General features: G+C 71.8%; 22 protein-coding genes. 10 read left to right on the top strand and 12 right to left on the bottom strand.

Annotation, left to right across the window (positions count from 1 at the left end; all coding sequences use genetic code 11):
* Positions 1-93: 93 nt before the first annotated feature.
* Entirely contained in the window at positions 94-1,335 is a 1,242-nt protein-coding gene (locus ABD976_RS25610) for a M14 family zinc carboxypeptidase (RefSeq protein ID WP_345367583.1), read from the top strand.
* An 82-nt stretch (positions 1,336-1,417) separates the two neighbouring features.
* Here ABD976_RS25610 and ABD976_RS25605 read toward each other — a convergent pair whose 3' ends face one another.
* On the bottom strand, positions 1,418-2,074 hold the full coding sequence (locus ABD976_RS25605; protein WP_345367581.1) for a DUF6319 family protein: 657 nt from the start codon (positions 2,072-2,074) through the stop codon (positions 1,418-1,420).
* 85 nt (positions 2,075-2,159) lie between these two features.
* On the bottom strand, positions 2,160-3,656 hold the full coding sequence (locus ABD976_RS25600; protein ID WP_345367579.1) for a flavin-containing monooxygenase: 1,497 nt from the start codon (positions 3,654-3,656) through the stop codon (positions 2,160-2,162).
* 83 nt (positions 3,657-3,739) lie between these two features.
* Here ABD976_RS25600 and ABD976_RS25595 point away from each other — a divergent pair, with 83 nt between their 5' ends.
* On the top strand, positions 3,740-4,354 hold the full coding sequence (locus ABD976_RS25595) for a TetR/AcrR family transcriptional regulator (RefSeq protein WP_345367577.1): 615 nt from the start codon (positions 3,740-3,742) through the stop codon (positions 4,352-4,354).
* Between the two features lie 313 nt (positions 4,355-4,667).
* Positions 4,668-4,922: a hypothetical protein gene (locus ABD976_RS25590; RefSeq protein WP_345367575.1), complete on the top strand. Its 255-nt coding sequence runs from the start codon at positions 4,668-4,670 to the stop codon at positions 4,920-4,922.
* Positions 4,923-4,976: 54 nt separating this feature from the next.
* Here the strand turns inward: ABD976_RS25590 and ABD976_RS25585 are convergent, their stop codons facing one another.
* The 5 genes from ABD976_RS25585 to ABD976_RS25565 form a co-directional block, all read right to left on the bottom strand.
* Positions 4,977-7,220: a 3-hydroxyacyl-CoA dehydrogenase NAD-binding domain-containing protein gene (locus ABD976_RS25585; protein WP_345367573.1), complete on the bottom strand. Its 2,244-nt coding sequence runs from the start codon at positions 7,218-7,220 to the stop codon at positions 4,977-4,979.
* A 14-nt stretch (positions 7,221-7,234) separates the two neighbouring features.
* Positions 7,235-8,449 carry an acetyl-CoA C-acetyltransferase gene (locus ABD976_RS25580; RefSeq protein ID WP_345367571.1) on the bottom strand — a complete coding sequence of 405 codons (1,215 nt, stop codon included), beginning with the start codon at positions 8,447-8,449 and terminating at the stop codon, positions 7,235-7,237.
* A 229-nt stretch (positions 8,450-8,678) separates the two neighbouring features.
* Positions 8,679-9,977, bottom strand: coding sequence for a (Fe-S)-binding protein (locus tag ABD976_RS25575; protein WP_345367570.1), 1,299 nt, complete (start codon positions 9,975-9,977; stop codon positions 8,679-8,681).
* A gap of 1 nt (position 9,978) precedes the next feature.
* On the bottom strand, positions 9,979-11,175 hold the full coding sequence (locus ABD976_RS25570; protein WP_345367568.1) for an FAD-binding oxidoreductase: 1,197 nt from the start codon (positions 11,173-11,175) through the stop codon (positions 9,979-9,981).
* Complete coding sequence (locus ABD976_RS25565) at positions 11,175-12,653, bottom strand: FAD-linked oxidase C-terminal domain-containing protein (RefSeq protein WP_345367566.1); 1,479 nt, start codon at positions 12,651-12,653, stop codon at positions 11,175-11,177. The genes ABD976_RS25570 and ABD976_RS25565 overlap by 1 nt, the downstream gene beginning before the upstream one ends.
* A gap of 227 nt (positions 12,654-12,880) precedes the next feature.
* Here ABD976_RS25565 and ABD976_RS25560 point away from each other — a divergent pair, with 227 nt between their 5' ends.
* From ABD976_RS25560 to ABD976_RS25535, 6 genes are all read left to right on the top strand, one after another.
* Entirely contained in the window at positions 12,881-13,207 is a 327-nt protein-coding gene (locus tag ABD976_RS25560; protein WP_345367564.1) for a hypothetical protein, read from the top strand.
* Complete coding sequence (locus ABD976_RS25555; protein WP_345367562.1) at positions 13,204-14,352, top strand: WXG100 family type VII secretion target; 1,149 nt, start codon at positions 13,204-13,206, stop codon at positions 14,350-14,352. Before ABD976_RS25560 ends, ABD976_RS25555 begins: the two co-directional genes overlap by 4 nt.
* A gap of 171 nt (positions 14,353-14,523) precedes the next feature.
* On the top strand, positions 14,524-15,762 hold the full coding sequence (locus ABD976_RS25550) for a hypothetical protein (RefSeq protein ID WP_345367560.1): 1,239 nt from the start codon (positions 14,524-14,526) through the stop codon (positions 15,760-15,762).
* 169 nt (positions 15,763-15,931) lie between these two features.
* Positions 15,932-17,278 carry a hypothetical protein gene (locus ABD976_RS25545; RefSeq protein ID WP_345367558.1) on the top strand — a complete coding sequence of 449 codons (1,347 nt, stop codon included), beginning with the start codon at positions 15,932-15,934 and terminating at the stop codon, positions 17,276-17,278.
* Complete coding sequence (locus tag ABD976_RS25540; RefSeq protein WP_345367556.1) at positions 17,275-18,030, top strand: hypothetical protein; 756 nt, start codon at positions 17,275-17,277, stop codon at positions 18,028-18,030. The genes ABD976_RS25545 and ABD976_RS25540 overlap by 4 nt, the downstream gene beginning before the upstream one ends.
* A complete protein-coding gene (locus tag ABD976_RS25535; RefSeq protein ID WP_345367554.1) occupies positions 18,024-18,608 on the top strand; it encodes a hypothetical protein in 585 nt (194 codons plus the stop codon). Before ABD976_RS25540 ends, ABD976_RS25535 begins: the two co-directional genes overlap by 7 nt.
* A gap of 141 nt (positions 18,609-18,749) precedes the next feature.
* Here ABD976_RS25535 and ABD976_RS25530 read toward each other — a convergent pair whose 3' ends face one another.
* The 4 genes from ABD976_RS25530 to ABD976_RS25515 all read right to left on the bottom strand — a co-directional run bounded on the left by ABD976_RS25530 (position 18,750) and on the right by ABD976_RS25515 (position 23,099).
* Positions 18,750-19,598 (bottom strand): oxygenase MpaB family protein, encoded by an 849-nt coding sequence (locus ABD976_RS25530; protein WP_345367552.1) that lies wholly within the window; start codon positions 19,596-19,598, stop codon positions 18,750-18,752.
* Complete coding sequence (locus tag ABD976_RS25525; RefSeq protein ID WP_345367550.1) at positions 19,595-20,764, bottom strand: alkaline phosphatase family protein; 1,170 nt, start codon at positions 20,762-20,764, stop codon at positions 19,595-19,597. The genes ABD976_RS25530 and ABD976_RS25525 overlap by 4 nt, the downstream gene beginning before the upstream one ends.
* Positions 20,765-20,836: 72 nt before the next feature.
* Positions 20,837-21,979, bottom strand: a complete 1,143-nt coding sequence (locus ABD976_RS25520; RefSeq protein ID WP_345367548.1) for an acyl-CoA dehydrogenase family protein — start codon at positions 21,977-21,979, stop codon at positions 20,837-20,839.
* Positions 21,980-21,983: 4 nt separating this feature from the next.
* A complete protein-coding gene (locus tag ABD976_RS25515) occupies positions 21,984-23,099 on the bottom strand; it encodes a CaiB/BaiF CoA transferase family protein (RefSeq protein WP_345367546.1) in 1,116 nt (371 codons plus the stop codon).
* A gap of 83 nt (positions 23,100-23,182) precedes the next feature.
* On the opposite strand from ABD976_RS25515, the gene ABD976_RS25510 reads away from it, so the two are divergent.
* Complete coding sequence (locus ABD976_RS25510; protein WP_345367544.1) at positions 23,183-23,899, top strand: MerR family transcriptional regulator; 717 nt, start codon at positions 23,183-23,185, stop codon at positions 23,897-23,899.
* 21 nt (positions 23,900-23,920) lie between these two features.
* Here the strand turns inward: ABD976_RS25510 and ABD976_RS25505 are convergent, their stop codons facing one another.
* Positions 23,921-25,213, bottom strand: coding sequence for an MFS transporter (locus tag ABD976_RS25505; protein WP_345367542.1), 1,293 nt, complete (start codon positions 25,211-25,213; stop codon positions 23,921-23,923).
* Positions 25,214-25,438: the final 225 nt, after the last annotated feature.

The raw sequence follows: 25,438 nt of genomic DNA, 5'->3' as shown, positions 1-25,438 counted from the left end.
ACAGCCTGACCAAGGTTCACCCGCTGGCCGATTGTGGGGCTCCGGAAGATCGGTTTGGCTGGGGCGCACGAATCGGACAACGAGGAGTTGCAGATGCGACGCTGGCAAGCCTGGGCCCTGGCAACCGCCGTCCTCGGCTGCGCGGTCACCCCCGCCGCGGCCACCAGCTCACCGGCTCCCGCCGCACCCCCGCCGTGCAGCGAGGAACCGCGGGAGAACTCGGTCACCGAATTCACCAGCCACGACGAGATGCTCGTCGAGCTCGACCGGATCGAGCGGATCAGCGACGGCCGGGTGTCGGTCCGCGAGGTCGGCCGGTCCCACCGCGGGCGCGAGATCATGTCCGCGCGCGTGGGCACCGGACCCAAGGTGGTGCTGATCACCGCCGAGATCCACGGCAACGAGAAGACCGGCCCGGACGCCGCGATGGACGTCCTCGAATTCCTCGGCACCTCCGAGAGCGCCAAGGCGCGGCAGATCCGCTCGGAGCTCACCGTCGTCGCGATGCCGAAGATCAACCCCGATGCCGGGGAGCTGGACCGACGCGGCAACGACCTGACCTGGGAGCAGGTCCAGCAGGAATTCCCGCAGCTCCGGGGCGCCCCGGAGCCCTGGAACTACTACACCGGCTCCCGGCAGGGCGACGACTACTCGCAGCGGCCCGGTTTCGACATCAACCGCGACTACCACCCCGACCTCGACTACCGGCCGCAGCGCGCCGACTTCCCCGGTGCCAGCGACCGGCCCGGCTGGTACCTGAGCCCCGAGACCCGCACCGTGCGCGACGTGTACCGCGCGCTGCGCGCGGAGTTCGGCACCGTCGACACCTACGTCGACCTGCACCACCAGGGCGCCTGCTACACCGTGCCCGGCACCGACCGGTTCGTCACCCTGAGCCTGTCCGGCAAGTTCGTGGCCGACCCCTCGACGCCCCAGGGCGCGGCGTTCGCCGAGTTCGCCGACACCTACCGGCCCGAGTACTCCAAGCAGCTCAACGTCGCCGCGTACAACGCGCTGCAGTCGGCCGCCAACCGCAACCCCGACTTCGGCAACATCACGCTGTACCCGCAGGACGTGAACCTGCCCGGGACCGGGCTCGGCTCGTTCCAGCTCAACGGCAGCGGCGCGGTGCTGTTCGAGGTGCGCGGCCAGACCCAGACCCTCGGTGAGCAGCACCGGGAGATGCTGACCCGCGCCGTCTACATCGGGCTCGACGGCATCCTGTCGTCCGTCGCCAGCGGCCAGGTGAACCACCTCGACCCGGCCCGCTACGACCAGATCCCGCCCACCCAGCGCGGCGACCAGGTCCTGCGCACCGCGACCGACATCGAGTGAGGTGCGAGCAGGGGAACCTTCCTGTCATCGGTGAGAGGAAGGTTCCCCTGCTGCCATCCGTGACAGGAAGGTTCCCCTGCTGTCACTCCGTGAGCTCGGCCAAGGCCGCCTGTGCGGCGTCGAGCTCTTCGCGGAGCTGCTCGACGCGGGCGCGCTGCTGCTCGCGGGCGGCTTCGATCATCGGCTCGACGGCGGCGGAGACGTCGTCGTGCAGCGCCTTGGCGGCTTGCGCGACGGCGGAGGCGGGCACGGAGGTCGGCCGCACGACCCGCTTCTTGCCGGTGGTGACCTCGACGCTCCACTGCCCTTCCTGATCGGCGGTGAGCACCACGGACGCGCCGGCGGGCGGGCGGGGTTTGCTGCGGCGGGCCGCCGGGCGGGGCTGCTCGGCGGCGGGCGGGGCGGCCTCGACCGGTTCCGGTGGCGGCGCGGGTTCGTAGCGCGGCTCGTCGACCGGGGTGGCCGCGGGCGTCTGGCCGCGCGGTTTGGCGGGTTTGCGGGCGGGCTTGACCAGGGTGACCTCGGCGGCGGAGAAGGACAGCACGTCCTTGGAGCCGGCGGGCCGGACCTGGATGAAATCGCCCTCGGCCGGTTCACCGAGGGCGATCACCTTTCCGGAACGGCCTTCGGGCACGCCCACGGCCGAGGCGGTGAACCACACCACGGGCGTCGCACCGGAGGCCAGCTGCTCGCGGAGGTCGCCCAGTTCCTCGGAGGACAGGGCGCGGGCCTTGGACATCGGCACCTGCTCAGGGAGACCGGCGGCGTCGCGCCGGATTGCTCGACAGTGACCGCGCCACCCTATCGAACGCCCGTGCGACGGCTCAACGGCGTCCGCGGGCGACGATCTCGTAGTCGGCGGGGTCGGCCTTGCGGGTGCGCAGCCAGTACCGCCAGGTGCCGCCGGGCCAGACGGTGCGGTTGATCCCGTTCTCGTCGAGGTACCAGCTCCGGCAACCGCCCTGGCTCCACACCTCCCCGGTGAGCTTGCCCTGGATCTCGCGGTTGAAGTCGTCCTGCACCTGCTGGCGGACGTCGAGGTGGTCGATGGCGTCGCGGCAGATCGGGCGCAGGCAGCTCAGCACGTAGTTGATCTGCGATTCGATCATGAACACCACGGAGTTGTGGCCGAGCCCGGTGTTGGGCCCGAGCAGGAAGAACAGGTTGGGGAAGCCGGACACGGTGATGCCGAGGTAGGCCTCCATCCCGTCGCGCCAGGCGTCCTGCAGCTTGCGCCCCTCGCGCCCGACGATGTCGAGGTGGTCGAAGGCGTCGGTGACGTGGAAGCCGGTGCCGAAGACGATCGCGTCGACCGGGTGCTCCGCGCCGTCACCGGTGACCACCGAACGTTCCCGGACCTCGTGGACGCCGCTGGTGATGAGGTCGACGTTGTCCCGGTTCAGCGCCGGGTAGTAGTCGCTGGACAGCAGGATGCGCTTGCACCCGATGGCGTAGTCGGGGGTGAGGGCCGCGCGCAGCTCCGGGTCCTTGACCACCGAGCGCAGGTACTGCTTGGACAGCCGCTCGGACCACGGGCGCAGCCGCTGGCTGAACACCGCGAGGAACCGCGCTTCGAGCAGCCAGTAGACCCCGGCGCGGGCCAACCGCTGCAGGCCGGGGACGCGGCGGAACCACCGGCGGACCCGCTCGGGCACGGCGCGGTCGGGCTTGGGCTGGATCCACGGGGGCGTGCGCTGGAACAGGTGCAGCCGCTCGACCTGCTCGGCGATCCGCGGCACGAACTGGATGGCGCTGGCCCCGGTGCCGATCACGGCGACCCGCTTGCCGGTGAGGTCGTAGTCGTGGTTCCACTGCGCGGAGTGGAAGACCTCGCCCTGGAACGAGTCGAGCCCGGTGATCTCGGGGTAGCTCGGGATGTGCAGCGCGCCGAGGCCGGAGACCAGGGCGCGGGCCACGTACTCGGTGCCGTCGGCGGTGCTGATCCGCCAGGTGGCGCTGTCCTCGTCGAACTCGGCGCCGGTGAATTCGGTGCCGTAGCGGATGTGCTCGTGGATCCGGTACTTGTCGGCGCAGTGCCGCAGGTAGTCGGAGATCTCGTGCTGCTCGGCGAACAGCCGCGACCAGGCCGGGTTCTGCTCGAAGGAGAAGGAGTACATCAGCGAGGGGACGTCGCAGGCGCACCCCGGGTAGGTGTTGTCCCGCCAGGTCCCGCCGAGGCCGCCGGACTTCTCCAGCACCAGGAAGTCGTGGATCCCGGCCTGCTTGAGCCGGATCGCCATCCCCAGCCCGGAGAACCCGGTGCCCACGATGACCACCGAGGCGCGTTCGCCCCGCTGCTCCCGAGCCTGCTCCTGCACCATTCGGACCTCCTCCGCCGGGGGCGCGATCAGCACTACCGCGCAGTAGCCTACTACGAGTAAGTTACCTGCGGTAGGGTGTTGTCGTGACCGCTCGCCCCGCCCCCACCGCCCCGCCCCGCAAGCGCCGGTCCCGCGCCGAGCGCGAGCGGCAGATCCTCGCGGTGGCCGAGCAGGTCTTCGCCGACGAGGGCTACCAAGCCGCCTCGATGGACGACATCGCCCACCGCGTCGGGCTGTCCAAACCGATGCTCTACGAGTACTTCGGCTCCAAGGACGGCCTGCTGATGGCGTGCCTGCACCGCGCCAAGCAGGAACTGTTCGACACGACCACGACCGCGGCGGCGGGCGCGAACGGCCCGGAAGGCCTGCTGCACGACTGCCTGCTCGCCTTCTTCCGGTTCAGCGACGACCACGCCCAGGCGTGGGCGCTGCTGCGCAACGAGGCCGCCGTGCCGGTCTCCTCGGTGAGCTCGGAGCTGGAGTCCATCCGGCTGCAGCAGATCGGGTTCACCGCGGAACTGCTGCGCGGCGCCCGCCCGGACCTCGACGAGGTGCGGCTGGAGGCCTACGCCGAGTCGATCATCGGCGCCTGCGAGCGGCTGGCCCTGTGGCGCGAGCGGCGCCCCGAGGTCACCGCGCGGCAGGCCACCGAGCACCTCATGTCGCTGCTGCTGCCGAGCCTCGGCACCGGCGCCTGAAGTTCGGCGAGAAATCGGCGGCCGTCACCCCTCCGGGCGACTTCGGCGGGAACCTCCTCAAGGCCTCCCCGGCAGCTCCCGATGGAAGCGCGAAGGACACGCCCGGCGGAGACGTCCGGAGGCGCGGTCGCACCGCGCTCGACGAGCTCCGGACCGTGGACGCCGGATGGTCCCGACGGGGGCGATGGAGTCCACAACGGACACTTCACACCATCGTGGGAAATCCCCGGAAAACGCCCGGAAGAATTCGACGCGATCAACGCGCGTCGGCCAGACTCTGGCGCGCAAGATCGCTTCCACGAAGGAGAACACAGTGCGTACCACTGCACGGATTGCCGGCGTCGCCGCGGGTGCGGCCAGCCTGCTGGCGGTTGCGTCCCCCGCTTTCGCCGACAGCATCGGCAACGACGGCATCAACGCCGTGAACGACAACAACATCAACGCGGTGCCGATCAACGCCTGCGGCAACAACATCGCCGCCCTCATCGGCGTCATCGTGCCGGTCGCTTCCGCGCAGGTCCCCGACTGCAACAACTCGCCGATCGTGGACCACGCGCACGTCGACTGAGCTGGTCGGCAGGCGGAGGCGCCGGAGCCCAGGGGGTTCCGGCGCCTCCGCTCGTCAGGCCGCGGTGGTCGCCGCGTCCCGCGCCGGTGCGGCGGTGGCCGCGACGATCTCGGCGTCGGGTTCACCGGCGTCGAGCGTCCCGCCCGCCGCCGCGGTCGCCACCAGCGAGGCAGGCGGCTCGAAGCGCTCGCCGTGCCGGGCGGCGAGTTCCCTGGCGCGCGCCACGAATCCCGCGAGCCCGCCGGGATAGCCGTTGACGTACTGCACGACTCCCCCGGTCCACGGCGGGAAACCGATCCCGAGGATCGAGCCCACGTTGGCGTCCGGCACCGAGGTCAGCACGCCTTCGTCGAAGCACTTCACCGTTTCCAGCGCCTCGACGAACAGCATCCGCTCGGCCAGCTCGGTGATGTCCACAGCGGACGGATCGCCGGTGCTGAAGTGCTCCGCCAAGTCGGGCCACAACCGGGTGCGCCCGCCGTCCTCGCCGTACTCGTAGAAACCGGCACCGCTGGAGCGCCCCGCGCGGCCGAACTCCTCGACCATCCGGTCCAGCACGGCGTCGGCGGGGTGCGGGGCGAAGGTGCCGCCCGCGGCCTCCACCGCGCGCCGGGTCTCGTCGCGGATCTTGCGCGGCAGGGTCAGGGTCAGCTCGTCGAACAGCTGCAGCACCGGCGCCGGGTAGCCCGCCTGGGCCGAGGCCTGCTCGATCGAGGCCGGGTGGACGCCCTCGGCGAGCATCGCCACCCCTTCGTTGAGGAAGGTGCCGATCACCCGGCTGGTGAAGAAGCCCCGGCTGTCGTTGACCACGATCGGCGTCTTGCCGATCTGGCGCACCACGTCGAACGCCGTGGCCAGCGCCCGGTCGCCGGTCCGCTCGCCGCGGATGATCTCGACCAGCGGCATCTTGTCCACCGGGGAGAAGAAGTGCAGTCCGATGAACTCCGCCGGTCGGGCGACGCCCTCGGCGAGTTCGGTGATCGGCAGCGTCGAGGTGTTGGAGGCGATCAGCGCACCGTCGGCGAGCAGGTCCTGCACCTCCGCGTAGACCCGGTGCTTGACCGCCGGGTCCTCGGGCACCGCCTCGATCACCAGGTCGCACCCGCGCACCGGCTCCACCTGGTCGGTCGGGGTGATCCGGGCCAGCAGCGCGTCCCGCTTGTCCTCGGTGGACCTGCCCTTGGCGATGGCCTTGTCCTGCAGGCCCGCCGAGTACGCCTTGCCCTGCTCGGCCGCGGCGAGCGAGACGTCCTTGAGCACGACCTCCATGCCCGCCTTGGCGCACACGTAGGCGATGCCCGCGCCCATCATCCCGCCGCCGAGCACCGCGACCTTGCGCGCCGGGTTCTCCGGCTCGCCGTCGGGCCTGCTGCCACCGGAGTTGACGTGCTGCAGGTCGAAGAAGAACGCCTTGCTCATGTTCTTCGACGTCTGCCCGCACACCAGGTCCAGGAAGTAGCGGCCCTCGATCTCCAGCGCGGTGTCGAAGTCCACCTGGGCCCCTTCGACCGCCGCGCACAGGATGTGCTGGGGAGCGGGCAGCGGAGCGCCCTTGAGCTGCTTGCGGAGGTTGGCCGGGAACGCCGGGAGGTTCGCCGCGAACTTCGGGTCGGCGGGAGTGCCGCCGGGGATGCGGTGCTTCGGGCGGTCCCACGGCTGGGCCGCGTCCGGATTGGCCTTGATCCACTCCTTCGCGGCGGGCAGCAGCTCCTCCGGACCGTCCACCAGGGCATCGACGATGCCCAGCTCGCGCGCCTTGCCCGGGCGCACCTGCTGGCCCTGCAGCAGCAGGTTCAGCAGCGCCTCGGCGATGCCGAGCAGCCGGACGCTGCGCACGACCCCGCCACCGCCGGGCAGCAGGCCGAGGGAGACCTCGGGGAAGCCGAAGCGGGTGCCCGGCAGGTCGGCGGCGATGCGGTGGTGGCAGGCCAGCGCGATCTCCAGCCCGCCGCCCAGCGCCGTGCCGCCGAGCGCGGCGACCACCGGGACGCCGAGGGTCTCCAGCTCGCGGAGCTGGCGCTTGGCGGTACCGACGCTGCCGGCGACCTGCTCGGCGCCCTCCGGGCGGGCCCGGACCAGCTCGCGGAGGTCACCACCGGCGAAGAAGGTCTTCTTGGCCGAGGTGAGGACGACGCCGGTGACCCGCTCCCGCTCGGCGCGCAGCCGCTCCAGCACCGCGTCCATCGAGCGCAGGTAGCGCTCGTTCATCGTGTTGGCCTGCTGCTGCGGGTCGTCCAGGGTCAGCACGACGATGCCGTCGGCGTCGGAGTCCCAGCGGATGGTGTTCTGCTCGCTCATGTCCGTCCCGTCCTTCAGCCGATCCGTTCGACGACGGTCGCGATGCCCATGCCGCCGCCGATGCACAAGGTCGCCAGGCCGTAGCGCTGGTTCCGCCGGTCCAATTCGTCGATGAGGGTGCCGAGGATCATCGCCCCGGTGGCGCCCAGCGGGTGCCCCATCGCGATCGCGCCGCCGTTGACGTTGACCCGGTCGTGCGGGACGTCGAAGTCCTTCATGAACTTCAGCGGGACCGCCGCGAACGCCTCGTTGATCTCGACCAGGTCGATCTGGCCGATCGTCATGCTCGCCTTGTCCAGCGCCTTGCGCACCGCGGGTCCCGGGCCGGTGAGCATGATCGTCGGGTCGGCGCCGCTGAGCGCGGCGGAGACGATCCGCGCCCGCGGGCGCAGCCCGGTGCGCGTCTCCAGCTCGGCGCTGCCGATCAGGGCGAGCGCGGCGCCGTCGACGATGCCGGAGGAGTTGCCCGCCGTGTGCACGTGGTCGATCCGCTCGACCCAGTGGTACTTCTGCAGCGCCACCGCGTCGAAGCCGCCCGCCTCGCCCATCTCCGCGAACGACGGCTTCAACCCGCCGAGGGACTCGGCGCTGGTGCCCGCGCGGATGTGCTCGTCGCGGTCCAGCACGGTGCGCCCGGTGCGGTCGCGCACCGGGACGACCGACCGGGCGAAGCGCTCATCGGCCCACGCCTTGTCCGCCCGGGACTGGGACTCGGCGGCGTAGGCGTCGACGGTGCCGCGGTCGAAGCCCTCCAGCGTCGCGATCAGGTCGGCACCGATGCCCTGCGGCACGAAGGAGGTCGCCAGGTTCGTCTCCGGATCCATCGCCCACGCCCCGCCGTCGGACCCGATCTGCACCCGCGACATGGACTCCACGCCCCCGGCCAGCACCGCGTCCTCCCAGCCGGAGCGGACCTTCTGCGCGGCGGTGTTCACCGCCTCCAGGCCCGAAGCGCAGAACCGGTTGAGCTGCACGCCGCTGACCGTCTCCGGGAGCCCGGCGGCCAGCGCCGCGGTCTTGGCGATGTCGCCGCCCTGGTCGCCCACCGGGGAGACCACGCCGAGCACCACGTCGTCGATCAGCTCCGGGTCGAGTTCGGGATGGCGGCGCCGGAGCTCGTCGATGAGGCCGACGACCAGGCTGATCGGTTTGGTCCCGTGCAAGGACCCGGTTTTCTTGCCGCGCCCGCGCGGGGTGCGGATCGCGTCGTAGACGAACGCCTCGGACATGGCTGGCGTGCCTCCTCGTTGCGGCAGGTGTGCACCGAGGATGTGACACCAACGCTGTCACAGTCAATGGCCTGGTGGGTGTGTCGGGTGGCAGCAGGGGAACCTTCCTGTCACGGGTGGGAGGAAAGTTCCCCTGCTGCCACCACCCCGCGCCGGCACCCGCGCCCCCGCGCCCTGGTGACAGGAAGGTTCCCCTGCTGTCACCGGTGGGAGGAAAGTTCCCCTGCTGTCATCCCCGCCCGAGCAACCCAGACACGCCAAGGCCGCGGAGGGAGGCGTCGAGGACCTCGACGGTGTGGGCCATGGCGAGCTGCTCCTCCCGCCGCTCCAGAGCGGTGCGGATCTGCATCGAGCACCCGGGGTTGGCCGTGACGAGCAGCTGGGCGCCGGTGCGCAGCACGTTGTCGGCCTTGCGGTCGCCGAGTTCGCGGGCGGGCCCGGGTTGCAGCAGGTTGTAGACCCCGGCCGAGCCGCAGCACAGCTCGGCGCGGTTGATCTCGCGGAGTTCGAGCCCGGGGATGCCGCGCAGCAGCTCCCGCGGCTGGGACCGGATGCCTTGGCCGTGGGCGAGGTGGCAGGCGTCGTGGTAGGCGATCTCGACGGGCAGCGGGTGGCGCTGCGCGACGGGGCCGAGTTCGACGAGCAGCTCGGCGATGTCGCGCACCTTGGCGGAGAACCGCTCGGCCTTCTCCCGGTAGGCGGGATCGTCGCGCAGCAGCCGCGGGTACTCCTTGAGGGTGGAGCCGCAGCCGGCGGAGTTGATCACGACGTGGTCGACGTCGGCGCGGTCGAAGGTGTCGAGCAGGGCGCGGGCGAACCGGATCGCCTCCTCCTCCCGGCCGGAGTGCTCGCTGAGCGCACCGCAGCAGCCCTGGGCGGGCGGGATGACGACGTCGCAGCCCTCGGCGGCGAGGACGCGCGCGGTGGCGGCGTTGACGTCGGGGAAGAACGCGCTCTGCACGCAGCCGGTGATCATGCCGACGACCGCGCGCTTCGGCCCGCGCGCGGGCACCCGGTGGCCGAGGCGGGGGGTGCGGCCGACCGGCGGTGCCAGCGATTCCATCACCTGCAACTGGGCGGGCAGCCGCCGCAGCAGGCCGGAGCGGTGCAGCAGCCGGCCGATCCCGAGCCGCTGGTAGAGGGCGAGCGGACCGCGCAGCGCGCGCAGCCGCTTCGGGTGCGGGAACAGCGCGAAGATGCCGCCGCGCAGCACCCGTTCCCAGCGCGACCGCCGGTGGTGGCGTTCGACCTCGGCGCGGGTGTCGGTGATCAGCGCGCCGTACTGGACGCCGGAGGGGCAGGCGGTCACGCAGGCCATGCAGCCGAGGCAGGCGTCGTAGTGCTCGACGACGTTGTCGGTCAGCGGTTCGCCTTCGAGCCCTTGCTTCATGAGGTGGATCCGCCCGCGCGGCGAGTCCATCTCCTCGCCCCACAGCTCGTAGGTGGGGCAGGACGGCAGGCAGAACCCGCAGTGCACGCAGTCGTCGATGAGCTCGCCCTTGCTGGCGGCGTGGAAGGCGTCGGTCATGTCAGATCCCTCCGACGAACCGGCCGGGGGCCAGCCGGTGCTCCGGGTCGAACTGGTCCTTGGTGCGGCGCATCAGGGCGAGCGCGCCGGGTGCGATCGGGCCCCACGGGTCGACGTCGGCGTGCGGGCCGCGTTCGACGACGACGTAGTCGCAGCGGTCCCGGAGCGCGCCGACCCGCGCGGCGAGGTCGGTGGTGCCGGGCAGTCCGGCGTGCAGCACGCCGCGTCCGGCGGAGCCGCGCACGGCGGCCTCCGGGGCGAGCGCGGCGAGGTCGTCGAGCAGGGCGCCCAGCCGGGCGGGTGCGGCGCCGAGCCGCAGGGCGGTGCCGGTGAGCGGCGCGCCCCACCAGTCGGGGGCGCGGTCGAGCACTTCGGCGTCGGGGCCGAGTTCGGCGGCCAGCGCGCGGGCCCGGGCGTCGGTGGCGCCGGAGCCGCCTTCGAGGTGCGCGCAGACCTCGGTGGGGCCGTGCGGGTCGGGCCGGTCGAGTTCGATGGCGGTGGGCACGGCCTGGGAGCGCCGCAGCAGCGCGGTGGCGCCGCCCGGGTCGGTGGTGCGGGCGCGGATCCAGCGGTGCTCGGCGGCCAGCGGGTGCAGCCGGAACACGGCTTCGGTGATCACCCCGAGGGTGCCGAACGACCCGGTGTAGAGCTTGCCGAGGTCGTAGCCCGCGACGTTCTTGACGACCTTGCCGCCGGAGGTGGTCGGGGTGCCGTCGGCGCGCACGGCGGTGATGCCGATGAGCAGGTCGCGGACGCCGCCGTAGAGGTGCGCGCCCGGGCCGGCGGCGCCGGTGGCGATGATGCCGCCGATGGTGCTGGTCGGCGCGGGGGCGTCGAGGGCGAGCTGCTGTCCGGCGGCGCCGACCACGCGCTGCACCTCGGCCAGCGGGGTGCCCGCGGCGACGCGGACCACGAGGTCGCCGGCGGCGTGCTCGACGACGCCGGTGGCCGCGGACAGGTCCAGCAGCAGGTCGAGGCCGGTCGGTGGTCCGCCGCGGTCGAGCGCGCTGCCGGAGCCGCGCGCGACCACCCGCAAACCGTGCTCGGCGGCGACGGTCATCGCCTGCGCGGTGCTCGCGGTGGAGTCCACCGAGGCGACCCACCGCGGCCGCGCCCCGGCCACCTCGTCGTCCGGGCCCGCGTCGCGCACCCGGTCGGTGCCGAGCGCGGCGACCAGGGCGTCCCGTGTGGTGCTCATCAGAACTGGTCCGCCAATCCGGCTTCGGTGAGGGGGTGCACGCCGCGGCGCGGTCCGGGGACCTCGCCGCACAGCCTGGGGGTCGGGAAGACCTTGCCGGGGTTGCAGATCCCGGCCGGGTCGAAGGCGCAGCGCACCCGCTGCATGGTGTCGAGGTCGTCGGGGGTGAACATCCGCCCCATGTACTTGACCTTGTCGGCGCCGACGCCGTGCTCGCCGGTGATCGAGCCGCCGTGCTCGATGCACAGGTCGAGGATGGCGCCGGAGACCTCTTCGGCGCGTTCGGCGGCACCCGGTTCGGCACCGTCGAAGAGCACCAGCGGGTGCAGGTTGCCGTCCCCGGCGTGGAAGACGTTGGCCACACGCACCCCGGATTCGGCGGAGAGCCGGGCGATCCGCCCCAGGACCTCGGACAGCGCGGTCCGCGGGATCACCCCGTCCTGCACGATGTAGTCGGGGCTGATCCGGCCGACGGCGGCGAAGGCGGATTTGCGCCCCTTCCAGATCATCGCGCGCTCGGCGTCGTCGGCGGCGACCCGGACTTCGAAGGCGCCGTGCTCCCGGCAGTGCCGCTCGACCTCGGCGAAGGTGTGCTCCACCTCGTCGGCCGGACCGTCGAGCTCGACGACCAGCACCGCGCCCGCGCCTTCGGGGTAGCCGCAGGCCACGGCCTGCTCGGCGGCCTCGATGGCCAGCGCGTCCATCATCTCGACGGCGGCGGGGGTGACCCCGGCGGAGATGATCGCCGAGACCGCGGCCCCGGCCCCGTCGGTGGAGTCGAACCCGGCGAGCAGCGTCCGCACCGACTCCGGCGAGCGCATCAGCCGCACGGTGATGCCGGTGACGATGCCGAGGGTGCCCTCGCTGCCGATGAACGCGCCGAGCAAGTCGTAGCCGGGGGCGTCGCGGGCGTCGCCGCCGAGCCGCACCAGCTCGCCGTCGGGGGTGACCACCTCGAGGCCGAGGACGTGGTTGGTGGTGAACCCGTACTTGAGGCAGTGCGCGCCCCCGGAGTTCTCCGCGACGTTGCCGCCGACCGAGCACACCTGCTGGCTGGAGGGGTCGGGCGCGAAGTAGTAGCCGTCGGCGGCGACGGCCCCGGTGACGTCGAGGTTGATCACGCCGGGTTCGACCACGGCGCGTTCGTTGGCCAGGTCGATCTCCCGGATGGCGCGCATCCGGGAGGTCACCACCAGCACCCCCTCGGCGTGCGGGAGGGCGCCGCCGGACAGGCCGGTGCCGGAACCGCGCGCGACGAACGGCACCTGGTGCTCGGCGCAGGTCGCGACGATGCCGCGGACCTGCTCGGCGGTCTCGGGCAGCACGACCGCGGCGGGCACCACCCGGTAGCTGGCCAGCCCGTCGCACTCGTAGGTGCGCAGCCGCTGCGGGTCGGTGATCACGGCCTCGGGTGGGAGGACGTCGCGGAACCGCCGCACCACGAGGTCGAGGGGGCGGAGGGGATCGAGCGTCTGCATCGTCAGCCTCCGGTTTCCGTTCTTCGGAAGCACTGTTCCGGCTCACGGGAACACTAGGTCGTCGACAACATAGATACAAGAGGTCGACAAGGTTCCCGCGTCGACCACCTCAGTGTGCCGCACGACACAACGACGACCGAGCCCGCGAATTGCTCGGAACCGCCGCGCCGGGAGCTGCGTCGGGAGAAGATGAGACCCGTTCGTTCCCGCGCTGATCGGAGGCCGATGTGGGCGGCAACCTGCAGATGAACCCGGAGACGCTGACCGCGCACGGCGCGGGCAGCGAGAGCCTGGCGGACAAGTTCGGGCAGCTCGAACAGCTCCTCGAACAGGCGCGCACGGACGACCAGTGCTTCGGCCCCATCGGCAACGCCATCGGGTTCAGCGACAAGTACTTCGAGACGCTCCAGAGCTGCCAGGAGATGTCGGGCAAGGCCAAGGAATTCCTGACCGGCACCAAGCAGGCCCTGGACGACACCGTCAAGGACTACGCGGACAACGAGCAGCGGATCAGCGAGTCGCTGAACCAGATCGGACAGGAGCTGGGCGGATGACGACCCCGAGCGGACCCGGCACCTTCGCGGACCTCAACGCGGACCGGCCGACCACCAAGAACGATGCCGAGCAGATCTTGACCCGCGGCTCCAGCGGCGCCAATGCCGTCTACGGGGTGCGCGACGCGGCGCTCAACACCAACGCGGGCAACCTCGCCGACGGCTCGGCGGCACCCGAGTGGACATCCGCGGTCATCTCGGCCCGCCAGCAGCAGCTCGAACTGATGCAGAACCCGGGTCAGGCGTTCCTCGACAACGGCCTGGGCTTCCTGGTCTCCATCGTGCTGAGCCCGCTGATCGAGATCGCCGAGCAGGCCGTCGGCGACCCCGAGCAGATGCGCGCCACCGGCAAGGGCTGGGAGCAGGTCGCGCAGTGGCTCGACGAGGTCGGCGACCAGGAGAAGCAGCGCGCCGAGGCCACCGCGTCCAGCTGGGTCGGCGCCGACGGCGACGCCTTCCGCAAGCAGATGACGGAGTTCGGTGACGGCTCCAAGGCGCTGGCCGAGGACGTGCGCGGGCTCAAGGACGCCCTCGACAACGCCGCGGACCTCTTCGACATGTTCGTCGAGCTGTTCATCAACATCATCACCGAGCTGATCATCAGCCTGATCATCCAGTGGCTCGCCGCGCTCGCCGCGTCCTGGATCACCGCGGGCGCCTCCGTCGGCGCCGCGGGCGCCACCACCACCGCCTCGGTCGGCATCACCGGCGGCCGCATCGCCACCCAGGTCGCCAAGGTCCAGGCCAAGCTCTACAAGCTGCTGAAGAAGCTCGAAGAGATCCTGAACCAGATCCGCCAACGCGGCAAGATGGCCCAGGTTCTCACCAGCCGCCTGTCCGGTCACAAGGATCTCGGCAACAACACCTTCACGTCGAAGACAAGCAACGTGTTCATGAGCAGCCGCGGGATGGGCAAGACCGGCGAGGAGGCATTGGCCGCGAACATCGGCGGAAAGGTGTTCGGCGAGGTGCTCGGCGGCTCTGACAAGTTGTGGAAGGCCGGCCTCGCCGGAGTGGTCGAGACCGCCGAAGGACAGGCCGTCAAGCAGATCCCCAAGGCGATGTACAACGAAGCCGACCAGCGGATCAACGGCGAGATCACACCGGAGGAACGGCGCGCTACGCAGGAAAAGGGATTCTCGTGATGTTGGGCGCCACACTAGCGACCGAGCGCACGCCCAGGTAAGCCCAGCGAGGCAGTCGAGGGCATTCTCTTGAGTTACGGCACCCAGCACTTGATCCTGAGCGCGCGCTCTGGGTGGTGCGGCGAGCAGGAACCCATCGCATGGGCTTCGAGCGACCCGTTCCACACTCCGTTGTTCGAGGTCGACGGCCTCGACGAGCACGGCAGGCACAAGCGCAGCCTCTTCACCCGCGCAGCGTTCAAGGCCGGTGCGCTACCGCTCCGGATCAATGCCGCGCTCACCTGGGGCGACGAACCAGCCGACCAGCGCAACAGGCCGACGGCGGTGGTGACGGCACGCAGTGCCGACAGCATCGCCGTCGGCCTGTGCGCCACGGACCAGGACCGCCCGCCCGGGGAAGACCCCGGCGTGCTGGTCGCCACGCCGAAACGGCTGGCCTTGCTGGAAGTCGCCGAGAACCCCGATGCGGACTCCGGCTGGCTGGACCAGATCAAGAAGTACACCGGACCCGTCTACCGCCTTGCCAATGACTTCGCCAGCACGATGCATTCGACGGTCAACTACAAGGGCCGGGATTTCGACCACGGCGGGCAGACCCGCACACCCGCGGTCGCGGAGAAAGCAAGCATTCCGATCGAACAGATCGCTGGCTACGACGTAGTTCGGCGCGAGTTCCGCTGGCTCGGGCATGAGAAGCACGATCGCGAAGGAACCTACCTGCGCATCACCTTCACCGATCATTCCCACCTGGACCTGCACTTGGCGGGCAACCCCGACGCGGATCGAGCGCTGCAGATGACGCGCGACGGCTCGGGAAGCCCCTGCCCCGGACCACCGGGATTCGGACATCCGCTGGTCACCGAACACAGCTGGCTCGCTCCCGGGGAGCACTTCCAACGGATCTTCCCTTATCGCCCAGGACTGTTCGGGGCCACCATTGCCGGTCGCACCGTGCTGCCGCACCAGCCGCTGACACCGGTGCCGTCCTGCGCTCCCCGGGACGAAGACTTCGGTCATCCGTCAGATCTCGTCGTCGCAGGACGGTATCGCGGCGATGAATGGGTCCACGATCACAGTCTGCGCGGCTGGCTCGATGCCACGACGTCCGACCAGTGCGCCGTCGCGGTCACCGACAACATCACGGCAACCAACGGCTACGGCTGGCTCGTCGTCACCAACCGGCGCATCGCGGTCGTCATCGCACCCGACTACACCACGCCCGGTCCCGTGCCGAAACCCTTGCGCGAGCGCGGCATCCGCCATCCCGAACCGAACCTCGACACCCTGTGGGAAGCACCGGTCGGGGTGTTGCGCGGCATCAGGGATGAACGGCACGGGCGGACCCTCACCGGATCTCCATTCGCCCAGCTCGACTTCAGCGACGGATCCTCGCTACTGATCCGGCAGTAGACGAACCCGACATACCCATGGACAGGTATGGACGCCCCATCCGACGAGCGGGACCGGTAAGAGCGCGCCCGCGAACAGAACAGTTTCTATCCTGATCCGCGGCAGTCACCCGCTAGTGTCGTGCCATACGATGAAGTCCCGCCCCCGCTCCCCGAATCAGGTCTCGCACATGCACATCGACGTGGACTACCTGGTACTCAGCGCTCGGTCGTGGCGGTACCGCAGCGATGAGCCCTTCCTGTGGGCCTACACCGACCCGTACCGGGTGCCGCTGTTCGAGGTGCGCGGGCTGAGCGAACACGGAACGCACCAGCGCAGCCTCTTCACCCGTGCCGCCTTCCAGGCCGCAGCCCTGCCGGTGCGCATCAGCGCCGCGTTCTCGTGGGCGGAGCAGGCCGACTTCCGAATGCGCCCGTCCGCCGTCATCACCGCGCGCAGCGCCGACAGCCTCGCGATGCGGCTGTGTCCGGAGCACGGCGACCGGTCACCGGGACACGACCCCGGCGTGCTGATCGCGACCCGGGACGGGATCGCGCTGCTCGAAGCCGAAAATCCGGCGAAGCGGGACGTCCTCGACCAGATCGGGGATGCCGTCGCCAAATACACCGGGCCGCTGTACCGCCTCGGCGAGGACTTCGCGGGGACGATGAACAGCACGGCGAACTTCCGAGGCCGGACCGTCGACCACGGCGGCACGACCCAGACCTTCGAGGTCGTGGAGAAGACCAGGGTCGGGCACGACCAGATCGCGGGCTACGACGTAGTTCGGCGCAAGTTCCGCCGGCTCGGCTACGAGGAGGAGAACCGCGCGGGCACGTACCTGCGGATCACCTTCGTCGACGACTCCTGCCTGGACCTCCACCTCGCGGACAATCCGGATTCCGAGCGGGTGCTGCGCATGGTGCGCGACGGTTCCGGAAGCCCGAGCGCAGGGCCGTCGAGCCTGCGCCAGCCCCCGTTCGCCGCTCAGGGCTGGCTGCGTCCGGGCGAGACCTGCCAGCGGGTCTTCCCGCACTACGAAGGGGTCTTCGCTTCGACCATCGCGGGGCGCACCGCGCTGCCCCATACCCCCGCGCCGTCGGTGCCCGCACTGCCGCACCCGAGGAAGGAGTCCTTCGGGCACCCGTCGGACGTCGTGGTGGGCGGCGATCATCTCGGTGATGAATGGGTGCACGACCTCGGGCTCCGCGGCTGGATCAGCGCCGCTCAACCCGATCAGACCGCCGTGGCTGTCGCGGACATGATCACAGCGGGCAACGGCTATGCCTGGTTGGTGCTCACCGATCAGCGCATCGCGGTCGCCATCGCGCCGGAGTACACCCGTCCCGAGACCCAGCCGGAGCCACCGATGAAGGAGAAGCTCCGCATACCCGAAGCGAACCTCACGACCTGGTGGGAAGCGCCGATCGGGGTGTTGCGCGGCATCAGGGATGAACGGCACGGGCGCACCCTCACCGGGTCTCCGTTCGCCCGACTCGAGTTCGCCGACGGCTCCTCGCTGCTGATCCGGCAATGATCCCGTCCCTGGAACACCTCGTGCTCAGCGCCCGGTCGTGGTGGTGCGAACCGGGCGAGCCGATCCTGTGGTCGTTCCTGGACCCGTTCCGGGTACCGCTGTTCGAGGTGCGCGGCCTGACCGAGCACGGGAAGAAGCAGCGCAACCTGCTCACCCGCGCCGCGTTCCAGGTGGGAGCCATGCCCGCTCGGCTCAGCGCGTGGTCCTCGTTCAACGCCGAGGAGAACGCCGACCAGCGCGCCGTACCGTCCGCCATCGTCACGGCCCGCGTCGTCGATTCGCTCGCGGTGCGGCTGACCGGGACGGACGGCACCGGCATCACCGGACGCGATCCGGGCATCGTGGTCGCGACACCGGGTCGGCTCGCCGTGCTGGAGGTTGCCGAGAACCCCGCCGGCGCCGGTGCTTTCGACGCCGTGCGCACGTACGCGGGCGCGGTGTACAACCTCGCCGAGGACTTCGCCGGGACCCTGGGCTCCACGCACAACACGCGCGGGCGGTACTTCGACCACCAGGGGCGGACTCGGACCCCGGAGGTCGTCGAGCGGGGTTGCGTGGCCACCGACCGGATCTCCGGGTTCGACGTGGTGGACCGGACGTTCCGCGGGCTCGGCTACGACGCCGAGAACCGCCGCGGGAAGTACCTGCGGATCGGTTTCGACGACGGCTCCGCGCTCGAACTGGACGTGCCCGGTGGCGCCGACCCGGACCGGGTCCTGCGCCTCGTGCGCGGAGAGGAGGCCCGGTGGTAGCCCGCCCCGCCGACCTGGCGCAGGTCGCCGAGCACACCTGGCTGCGGCCGGGCGAGACCTTCGAGCGGATCTTCGAACGGCGGCCCGGCTTCCTGGTGTCCACCGTGGCCGGGCGGACCTCCGTCCCGCACGAGCCGCCGGGTCCGGTGCCGCGCTGCACCCAGGAGGTCTCCGACAGCTACCTCCGCCCGTCCGAACTGGTCACCGAGCACGGCTACCTGGGCGACGAGTGGGTGCACGACCACGGCGTGCGCGGCTGGGCCACGGCGAGCCGCGCCGAAGACGCCGCCGCGCGGGTCGCGGACCTGCTCACCGCCGGGAACGGCTACGCCTGGCTGGTGGCCACCGCGCAGCGGATCGCCGTCGTCATCCCGGCCCGGTACACCGACGTGCCGCCGGACCGGCTGCCGCCACCGGCCCCGGTGCGCGGGCTGGAGACATCGCTGGTGACCTGGTGGGAAGCGCCGCCGTCGGTGGTGCGCGGCGTGCGCGACGAACTGCTCGGGCGCACGTTCAGCGGCGCCCCGTTCGCGCGGGTCGACTTCACCGACGGCTCTTCCCTGCTGCTCCGGCAGTGAGGATGACAGCAGGGGAATCTTCCTCTCACCGGTGACAGCAGGGGAACCTTCCTCTCACCCATGACAGCAGGGGAACCTTCCTCTCACCGGTGACAACAGGGGAACCTTCCTCTCACCCATGACAGCAGGGGAACCTTCCTGTCATCCGCCCAGCCGGGACAACCGACGGGCGGAGGGCACGGCGTGAGGACCGAGCCGGCGCACGGCCCGGTGGAGCTGGCCGTGCGGCTTGCGGCGCCGGAGCTCGGCGGGGATGGCGAGCCCGGCCGAGCGGAGCGCGACCAGACCGGCGGTGGTGGCCGCCCCCGGGTAGGCGCGCTCACCGTGCAGCCGCCGGGCCCAGCCGGGCAGCGCCGAGTACGCCAGGTGCCCGACGGGGCGGTAGCCGAGGTTCACCGGCCACGCGCGGGCCCCGGTGAACGGGTGGTGCAGGAAGCGGCGCACGAGGTCGGCGTCCGCGGTGCGCCGCAGCTGCGGTCGCACCTCGGCGAAGTAGGCGGCCATCTCCCGGCGGGATCCGGGCACGTCTGCCGGGTCGAGCCCGACGAGTGCGGCGCTGCGGCGCTGCTCGTCGAAGTAGCGGTCGCAGAGCCGGTCGGTGAGCGGGAATCCGGCGCGCCGGACGACGGCGGCGAACATGGCGACCTCGGCGCAGTGCACCCAGCGCAGCAGGTCGGGTTCGTCGAGCCGGATGGTGCTGCCGTCGCGCCGGTCGACGGCGGTGAGCACCCGGTGCACGCGGCGCACCCGCGCCGCGGCCCGCTCGACCTCCTCGCGGGTGCCGTAGGTGCTGACGCCGACGAAACCGCTGGTGCGCAGCAGCCTGCCGAGCGGGTCGGCCTGGAAGCGGGAGTTCTGCACCACCCCGGCGACCGCGCGCGGGTGCAGCGCCTGCAGGTGCAGGCTGGCGATCCCGGCGACCCACATGGCCGGGTCGGCGTGCAGCTGCCAGGTGACGGTGTCCGGTCCGAAGACGCCCGCGTCGGTCATCCGCGGCCTCCGGCGATGAGCACCGGCACGAGCTGTTCGGCGGCGGTCAGCGAGCCGTGCTGCCCGCGCAGCGAGGACTCACCGGGTTCGACGGCGGACCGGATCACGCCGGACTCGCGCATCACCGCGAGCACGTCGCCGATGCGCGGCCGGACGTCGTCGGTGACCACCGGGCCGAACCAGCCCTCGTCGATGGACTGATCGCCGGTGAGCACCGCGCCCCGGTCGCCGATGGTCTCGCGCCAGGCGGCGAGGACGTCCTCGCGCGCGCCGGGTTCGGCGTAGACGTGGCGGGCCCGGACCTCGCCGCCGAGCAGCCGGACTCCCTCGCGCAGCGCGGGTTCGCGGTCGGCGTCGAGCACCTGCTCGCGGTCGATGCCGACCATCCCGTGATCGGCGACCACGGCCAGCACGGTTGAGGCGGGCAGCCGCTCGGCGACTGCGGCGACGAGCCGGTCGACCTGTGCGAGTTGCAGCCGCCACGGCAGCGAGCCGGGGCCGTGCTGGTGGCCGAGCATGTCGAGGTGGCCGTGGTAGCCGTAGCAGAGCGCGGGCCCGTCCGCGTGGAGGGCGGTGAGCAGCTCGGCGGCCAGGTCGCCGAGCGCGTGGGTGCCGCGGAACCGGGCGCCGCGCAGGGCGGCCCGGGTCAGGCCGGTGTCGTGGAAGTCGGCGGGCACGGCGATGCGGACGTCGATCCCGGCCGCGGCGGCCCGGTCCATCGCGGTCGGCTCGGGTTGGGCGCGTTCCGGTGGCCAGCGGCGCAGCAGGCTGCGGCGGTGTCCGGCGGCGTCCTCGGCGGTGCCGTGGGTGGACCAGCTCAGCGGGTGCAGCAGGCCGCCGCCGGGTTCGGCGAAGGTGTAGCCGACGACGCCGTGCTCCCCGGCGCAGCGCCCGGTGCCCAGCGAGGTGATGCTGGTGGCGGTGGTGGTCGGGAATCCGGCGGTCAGCGGCGGGGCGCCGAGCAGCGAGGCCAGGTACGGCGCGTCGGCGGCGTGCTCCCGCAGCAGTTCCCAGCCCATCCCGTCGACCAGCAGCACGGCCGCGCTGCGGCATTCCGGGAACCCGATGGTGTCGGTGCACCCGTCGACGCCCAGCGCGCCCAGCAGCGAGGGCACGACGTCGGGCAGGCCCCGCCCGTCGCGGTCCGGTGCGACGATCCAGTCCAAAGCCGTCTCCCCTCCGGGGCGTGCCTGGCAGCGTACCGGCGGTGCGCGGCGCTGACGAGCAGCTCGCGGCGGCTACAAGCCCATGGTGCGGCCGATGATCTCCTTCATGATCTCGGTGGTGCCGCCGTAGATGGTCTGCACCCGGGCGTCCAGGAACGCCTTGGCGATCGGGTACTCGGACATGTAGCCGTAGCCGCCGTGCAGTTGCAGGCAGCGGTCCACGACGCGCTGGTTCATCTCGCTGACCCACCACTTGGCCATCGCGGCGTGCTCCACGCCGAGCTCGCCGCGCACGTGCTCGCGGATGCAGCGGTCGGTGAACTCGCGGGCCACCTGCACCTCGGTGGCCATCTCGGCGAGCGCGAAGCGGGTGTTCTGGAACTTGCCGATGGGGCGGCCGAACGCGGTGCGGGTGCGGCAGTGCTCGGTGGTCAGCTCCAGCACGGTGGCCGCGGCGGCGGCCGCGGCGACGGCGATGGACAGCCGTTCCTGCGGGAGGTTGCGCATCAGGTGGATGAAGCCCTGGCCCTGCTCGCCGAGCAGGTTGGCGGCCGGGACGCGCACGTCGGTGAAGAACAGCTCGGCGGTGTCCTGCGCCTTCATCCCGATCTTGTCGAGGTTGCGGCCGCGTTCGAAGCCGGGCATGCCGCGTTCGACGACCAGCAGGCTGATCCCCTCGTGCCCGGCGTCCGGGTCGGTGCGGGCCACCACGATCACCAGGTCGGCGAGGATGCCGTTGGTGATGAAGGTCTTCTGCCCGTTGAGCACGAAGTCGTCGCCGTCGCGGACCGCGCTGGTGCGGATGCCCTGGAGGTCGCTGCCCGCGCCGGGTTCGGTCATCGCGATGGCCGTGATCAGCTCGCCGGAGCAGAACCCGGGCAGCCAGCGCTGCTTCTGCTCCTCGGTGGCCAGCGACGTCAGGTAGGGCGCCACGATGTCGTTGTGCAGCGGGGAGCCGAAGCCGGAGATCCCGGCGTGGGCGAGCTCCTCGTCGAAGACGGTGTTGAACCGGAAGTCGTCGATGCCGCCCCCGCCGTAGCGCTCCTCGACGGCGAAGCCGAGCAGCCCTTGCGCGCCCGCGGCCCGCCACGCCTCCCGGCTGACCACGCCGTCGCGCTCCCACTGCTCGACGTGCGGGGCGAGTTCCTTGCCGATGAAGGTCCGCACCGCCTCGCGGAAGGCGTCGTGCTCGGGTTCGAAGATCTCCCTGCGCATGCGGTCACGCTCCCGGGGTCGGATCGAGCAGGTCGGCGGGCACGTCCCAGTCCCGCGCCACCTCGGCGGCGTGGGCGCCGGGCGCGGCGACCGGGCCCGGTGGCGCGTTCGGGGTCCGGCTGAACCGGGGTGCGGCGGCGGGCTGGCGGACCCCGTCGCGCTCGGTGAGGGTGCCGCGGGCCGCCACGTGCGGGTGGTCGGCGGCTTCGGTCATGGACAGCACCGGCGCGACGCACGCGTCGGTGCCCGCGAAGACCTGGGCCCATTCGTCCCGGGTGCGCCGCCTGAACTCGGCGGCGAACCGCTCGCGCAGCGCGGGCCAGTTCGCCGGGTCGTCGCGGTCGGGCACCTCGCCGGTGAGCCCGAGCCCGTCGAGCAGCGCGGCGTAGAACTGCGGTTCCAGCGCGCCGACCGCGACGTGCTCGCCGTCGGCGGTCTCGTAGACGTCGTAGTGGGGCGCCCCGGTGTCGAGCAGGTTGGTGCCGCGCCGGGTGCTCCAGCCGCCCGCGGCCAGGAAGCCGAACAGCATCGACCCGAGGTGCGCGGCGCCGTCGACGATCGCGGCGTCGACGACCTGCCCGCGACCGCTGCCGCGGGCTTCCAGCAGCGCGGCGAGCACCCCGACGGCCAGGTACAGCGCGCCGCCGCCGAAGTCGCCGAGCAGGTTCGCCGGGACCTGCGGCGGCCCGCCTTCGCGGCCGATCGCGTGCAGCATCCCGGTCAGCGCGATGTAGTCCACGTCGTGCCCGGCGGTGCTGGCCAGCGGGCCGTCCTGCCCCCACCCGGTCATCCGCCCGTAGACCAGCGCCGGGTTGTCCCGGGTGCAGTCCCGCGGGCCGACGCCGAGGCGTTCGGCCACCCCGGGCCGCAGCCCTTCGAGCAGGACGTCGGCGCGGGCGGCGAGGGCCCGCACGGCGGCGGCACCGCGCTCCTGCTTGAGGTCCACGACCACCGAGCGCTTGCCCCGGTTGAGCAGGTCGTGGCGGTCGCTGCCCGCGCCGGGCCGGTCGACGCGGACGACGTCGGCGCCCAGGTCGGCGAGCAGCATCGCGCAGAACGGGGCGGGACCGATCCCGGCCAGCTCCACGACCTTGATCCCGGCCAGCGGTCCGCCGCCCATCGCCCACCTCCGGTCCGCACCGATGCGACGCGATCAGTGTTACACCGTTGGTGTCACAGCGGTCAAGGAGTAGCGTGGCGGCCATGCTCCGTACCGCCGACGCCGAGCTGACCATCGACGAACTGGCCCAGCGCGCCGGGATCACCGTGCGCACGGTGCGGTTCTACGCCTCGCGCGGGCTGCTGCCCCCGCCCCGGCTGCGCGGCAGGCTCGGCGTCTACGGCGCCGATCACCTGGCCCGGCTCGACCTCGTCCGGGACCTGCAGGCGCTGGGGTTCACGCTGTCGGCGATCGAGCGGCACCTGGAGCGCATCCCCGCCGACGCCGGTCCCGACGAGCTGGCGCTGCACCGCGCGCTGATCGCGCCGTGGACCGACGAGCACAGCGAGGACCTCGACCGCCACGAGCTCGACCGCCGCTGCGGCAGGCACCTCGACGACGACCGGATCGACCAGCTCGTGGAACTCGGCGTGCTGGCCCGCCTCCCCGACGACGAGCGGCTGCGGCTGCCCAACCCGGCGATGCTCGGCTTCGGCCTGCAGATCCTGGACCTCGGGCTGCCGCTGGACATGCTGGTGCGCGCCAAGGAGATCGTCGACTCCCACACCACCCAGATCGCCACCGAGCTGCGCGAGCTGTTCGTCGCCAACGTGCTGCGCCCCTACGTCGAGGCCGGCCGTCCCGAGCAGGAGCGCGAGCGGGTCCGCGAGGTCACCGACCAGCTCCGGCCGCTGACCATCCAGGTGCTGGTCAACGGTTTCCAGCAGGCCGTGAACGGGGTCATCCGGGACCACGTCTGACCGCACCGGGTCGGTGGCCGGTCACTCCCGGGCCCAGCGCCGCGGATCGCCCGTGATGACCAGGCACACCACGGTGACCAGCGCCCCGCCGACGAGGTAGGCGGCGATCGGCCAGGACGCCCCGCCCGCGACGCCGAGCAGCGCCGTCGCCACGAACGGCGAGAGCCCACCGCCGAGCACCGACCCGCTCTGGTACCCCAGCGACACCCCGGTGTAGCGGACCCGGGTCGGGAACAGCTCCGCGCAGAACGCCGCCATCGGGCCGAACACCGCGGCCGATCCAGCGTAGCCCAGGCACATCGCCAGCACGATCAGCGCCGGTTCGGCGGTGTCGAGCAGGAGGAACATCGGCAGCGCGTAGAGCGCGAGGAAGATCCCGCCGCCGAGCATCACCCGGGTCCGGCCGAGCCGGTCCGACAGGTGCGCGAACAGCAGGATCCCGGCGATCTGCGCGGCCGACCCGCACAGGCTGGCCAGCAACATCAGGTCGCGCGGGGCGCCGAGCGCCTCGGTGCCGTAGGTCAGCAGGAACGTGGTGAGGATGAAGATGAACGTGTTGAAGCCGAGGTTGACCCCGGCGGCGAGCAGGACCTGCCGCCAGGCCCCGGTGAACACCTCGGCCACCGGGGTGCGGGCGCGCTCGCCGCGTTCCCGGATGCGGGCGAACTCCGGGCTCTCGGCCAGCCGCAGCCGCACGTAGAGACCGACCCCGACGAGGACCAGGCTGAGCAGGAACGGGATCCGCCAGCCCCACACCAGGAACTGGTCGCCGGAGACCGCGCCCGCCGCCGCGAACACGCCGGTGGCCAGGAACATCCCGGCCGGTGACCCGAGGAACGTCCACCCGCCGTACCAGCCGTGCCGGTGCGGCGGCGCGTGCTCCACGGCCATCAGCACCGCACCGCCCTGCTCACCGCCGAGGAAGAAGCCCTGCACCAGGCGCAACGCCACCAGCATCAGCGGTGCCCACACCCCGACCTCCTGGTAGGTCGGCAGCACGCCGATCGCCGCGGTGCACGCCCCGGTGACGCTGAGCGTGATCACCAGCATCCGCTTGCGGCCGACGAGGTCGCCGAAGTGGCCGATGACCGCGGCCCCGAGCGGGCGGGCGAAGAACCCGGCGCCGAAGGTGGCGAAGGCCAGCAGCGCACCGACCCACGGATCGCCGGCGGGGAAGAACAGGTGGTTGAACACCACCGCGGCGGCGGTGCCGTAGATCAGGAAGTCGTAGAGCTCGATCGTGTTGCCGACGGCGCTGGCGAACGCCGCCTTCCGCACGGCGGTGCGGTCCGGGGCCAACGGCGTCGTCGCCATCGGTCCTCCCTCCCGTGCCGATGATCACATCCGGCTCCCGGGAAGGTACTCGATGCCCGCTCGCCGGAGAGCGGTTCTTTCGAGCGAAGGCCCGCCGATTTCACGCACGCCCGGTAACCAAAACCGGATCGGGCGTCACACGAAATGGTGTTCTCGCGACATTCCTGCGACGAGGTGGGCGGCCGGGGCGATAGGGAGAGGCGAATCCGCTCACATCGACCTGGA

This window comes from Saccharopolyspora cebuensis (assembly GCF_039542665.1).
Lineage (GTDB): Bacteria > Actinomycetota > Actinomycetes > Mycobacteriales > Pseudonocardiaceae > Saccharopolyspora > Saccharopolyspora cebuensis.
Note: the sequence above shows the minus strand (reverse complement) of the source record. Positions and strands in the feature narration are given on the sequence as shown.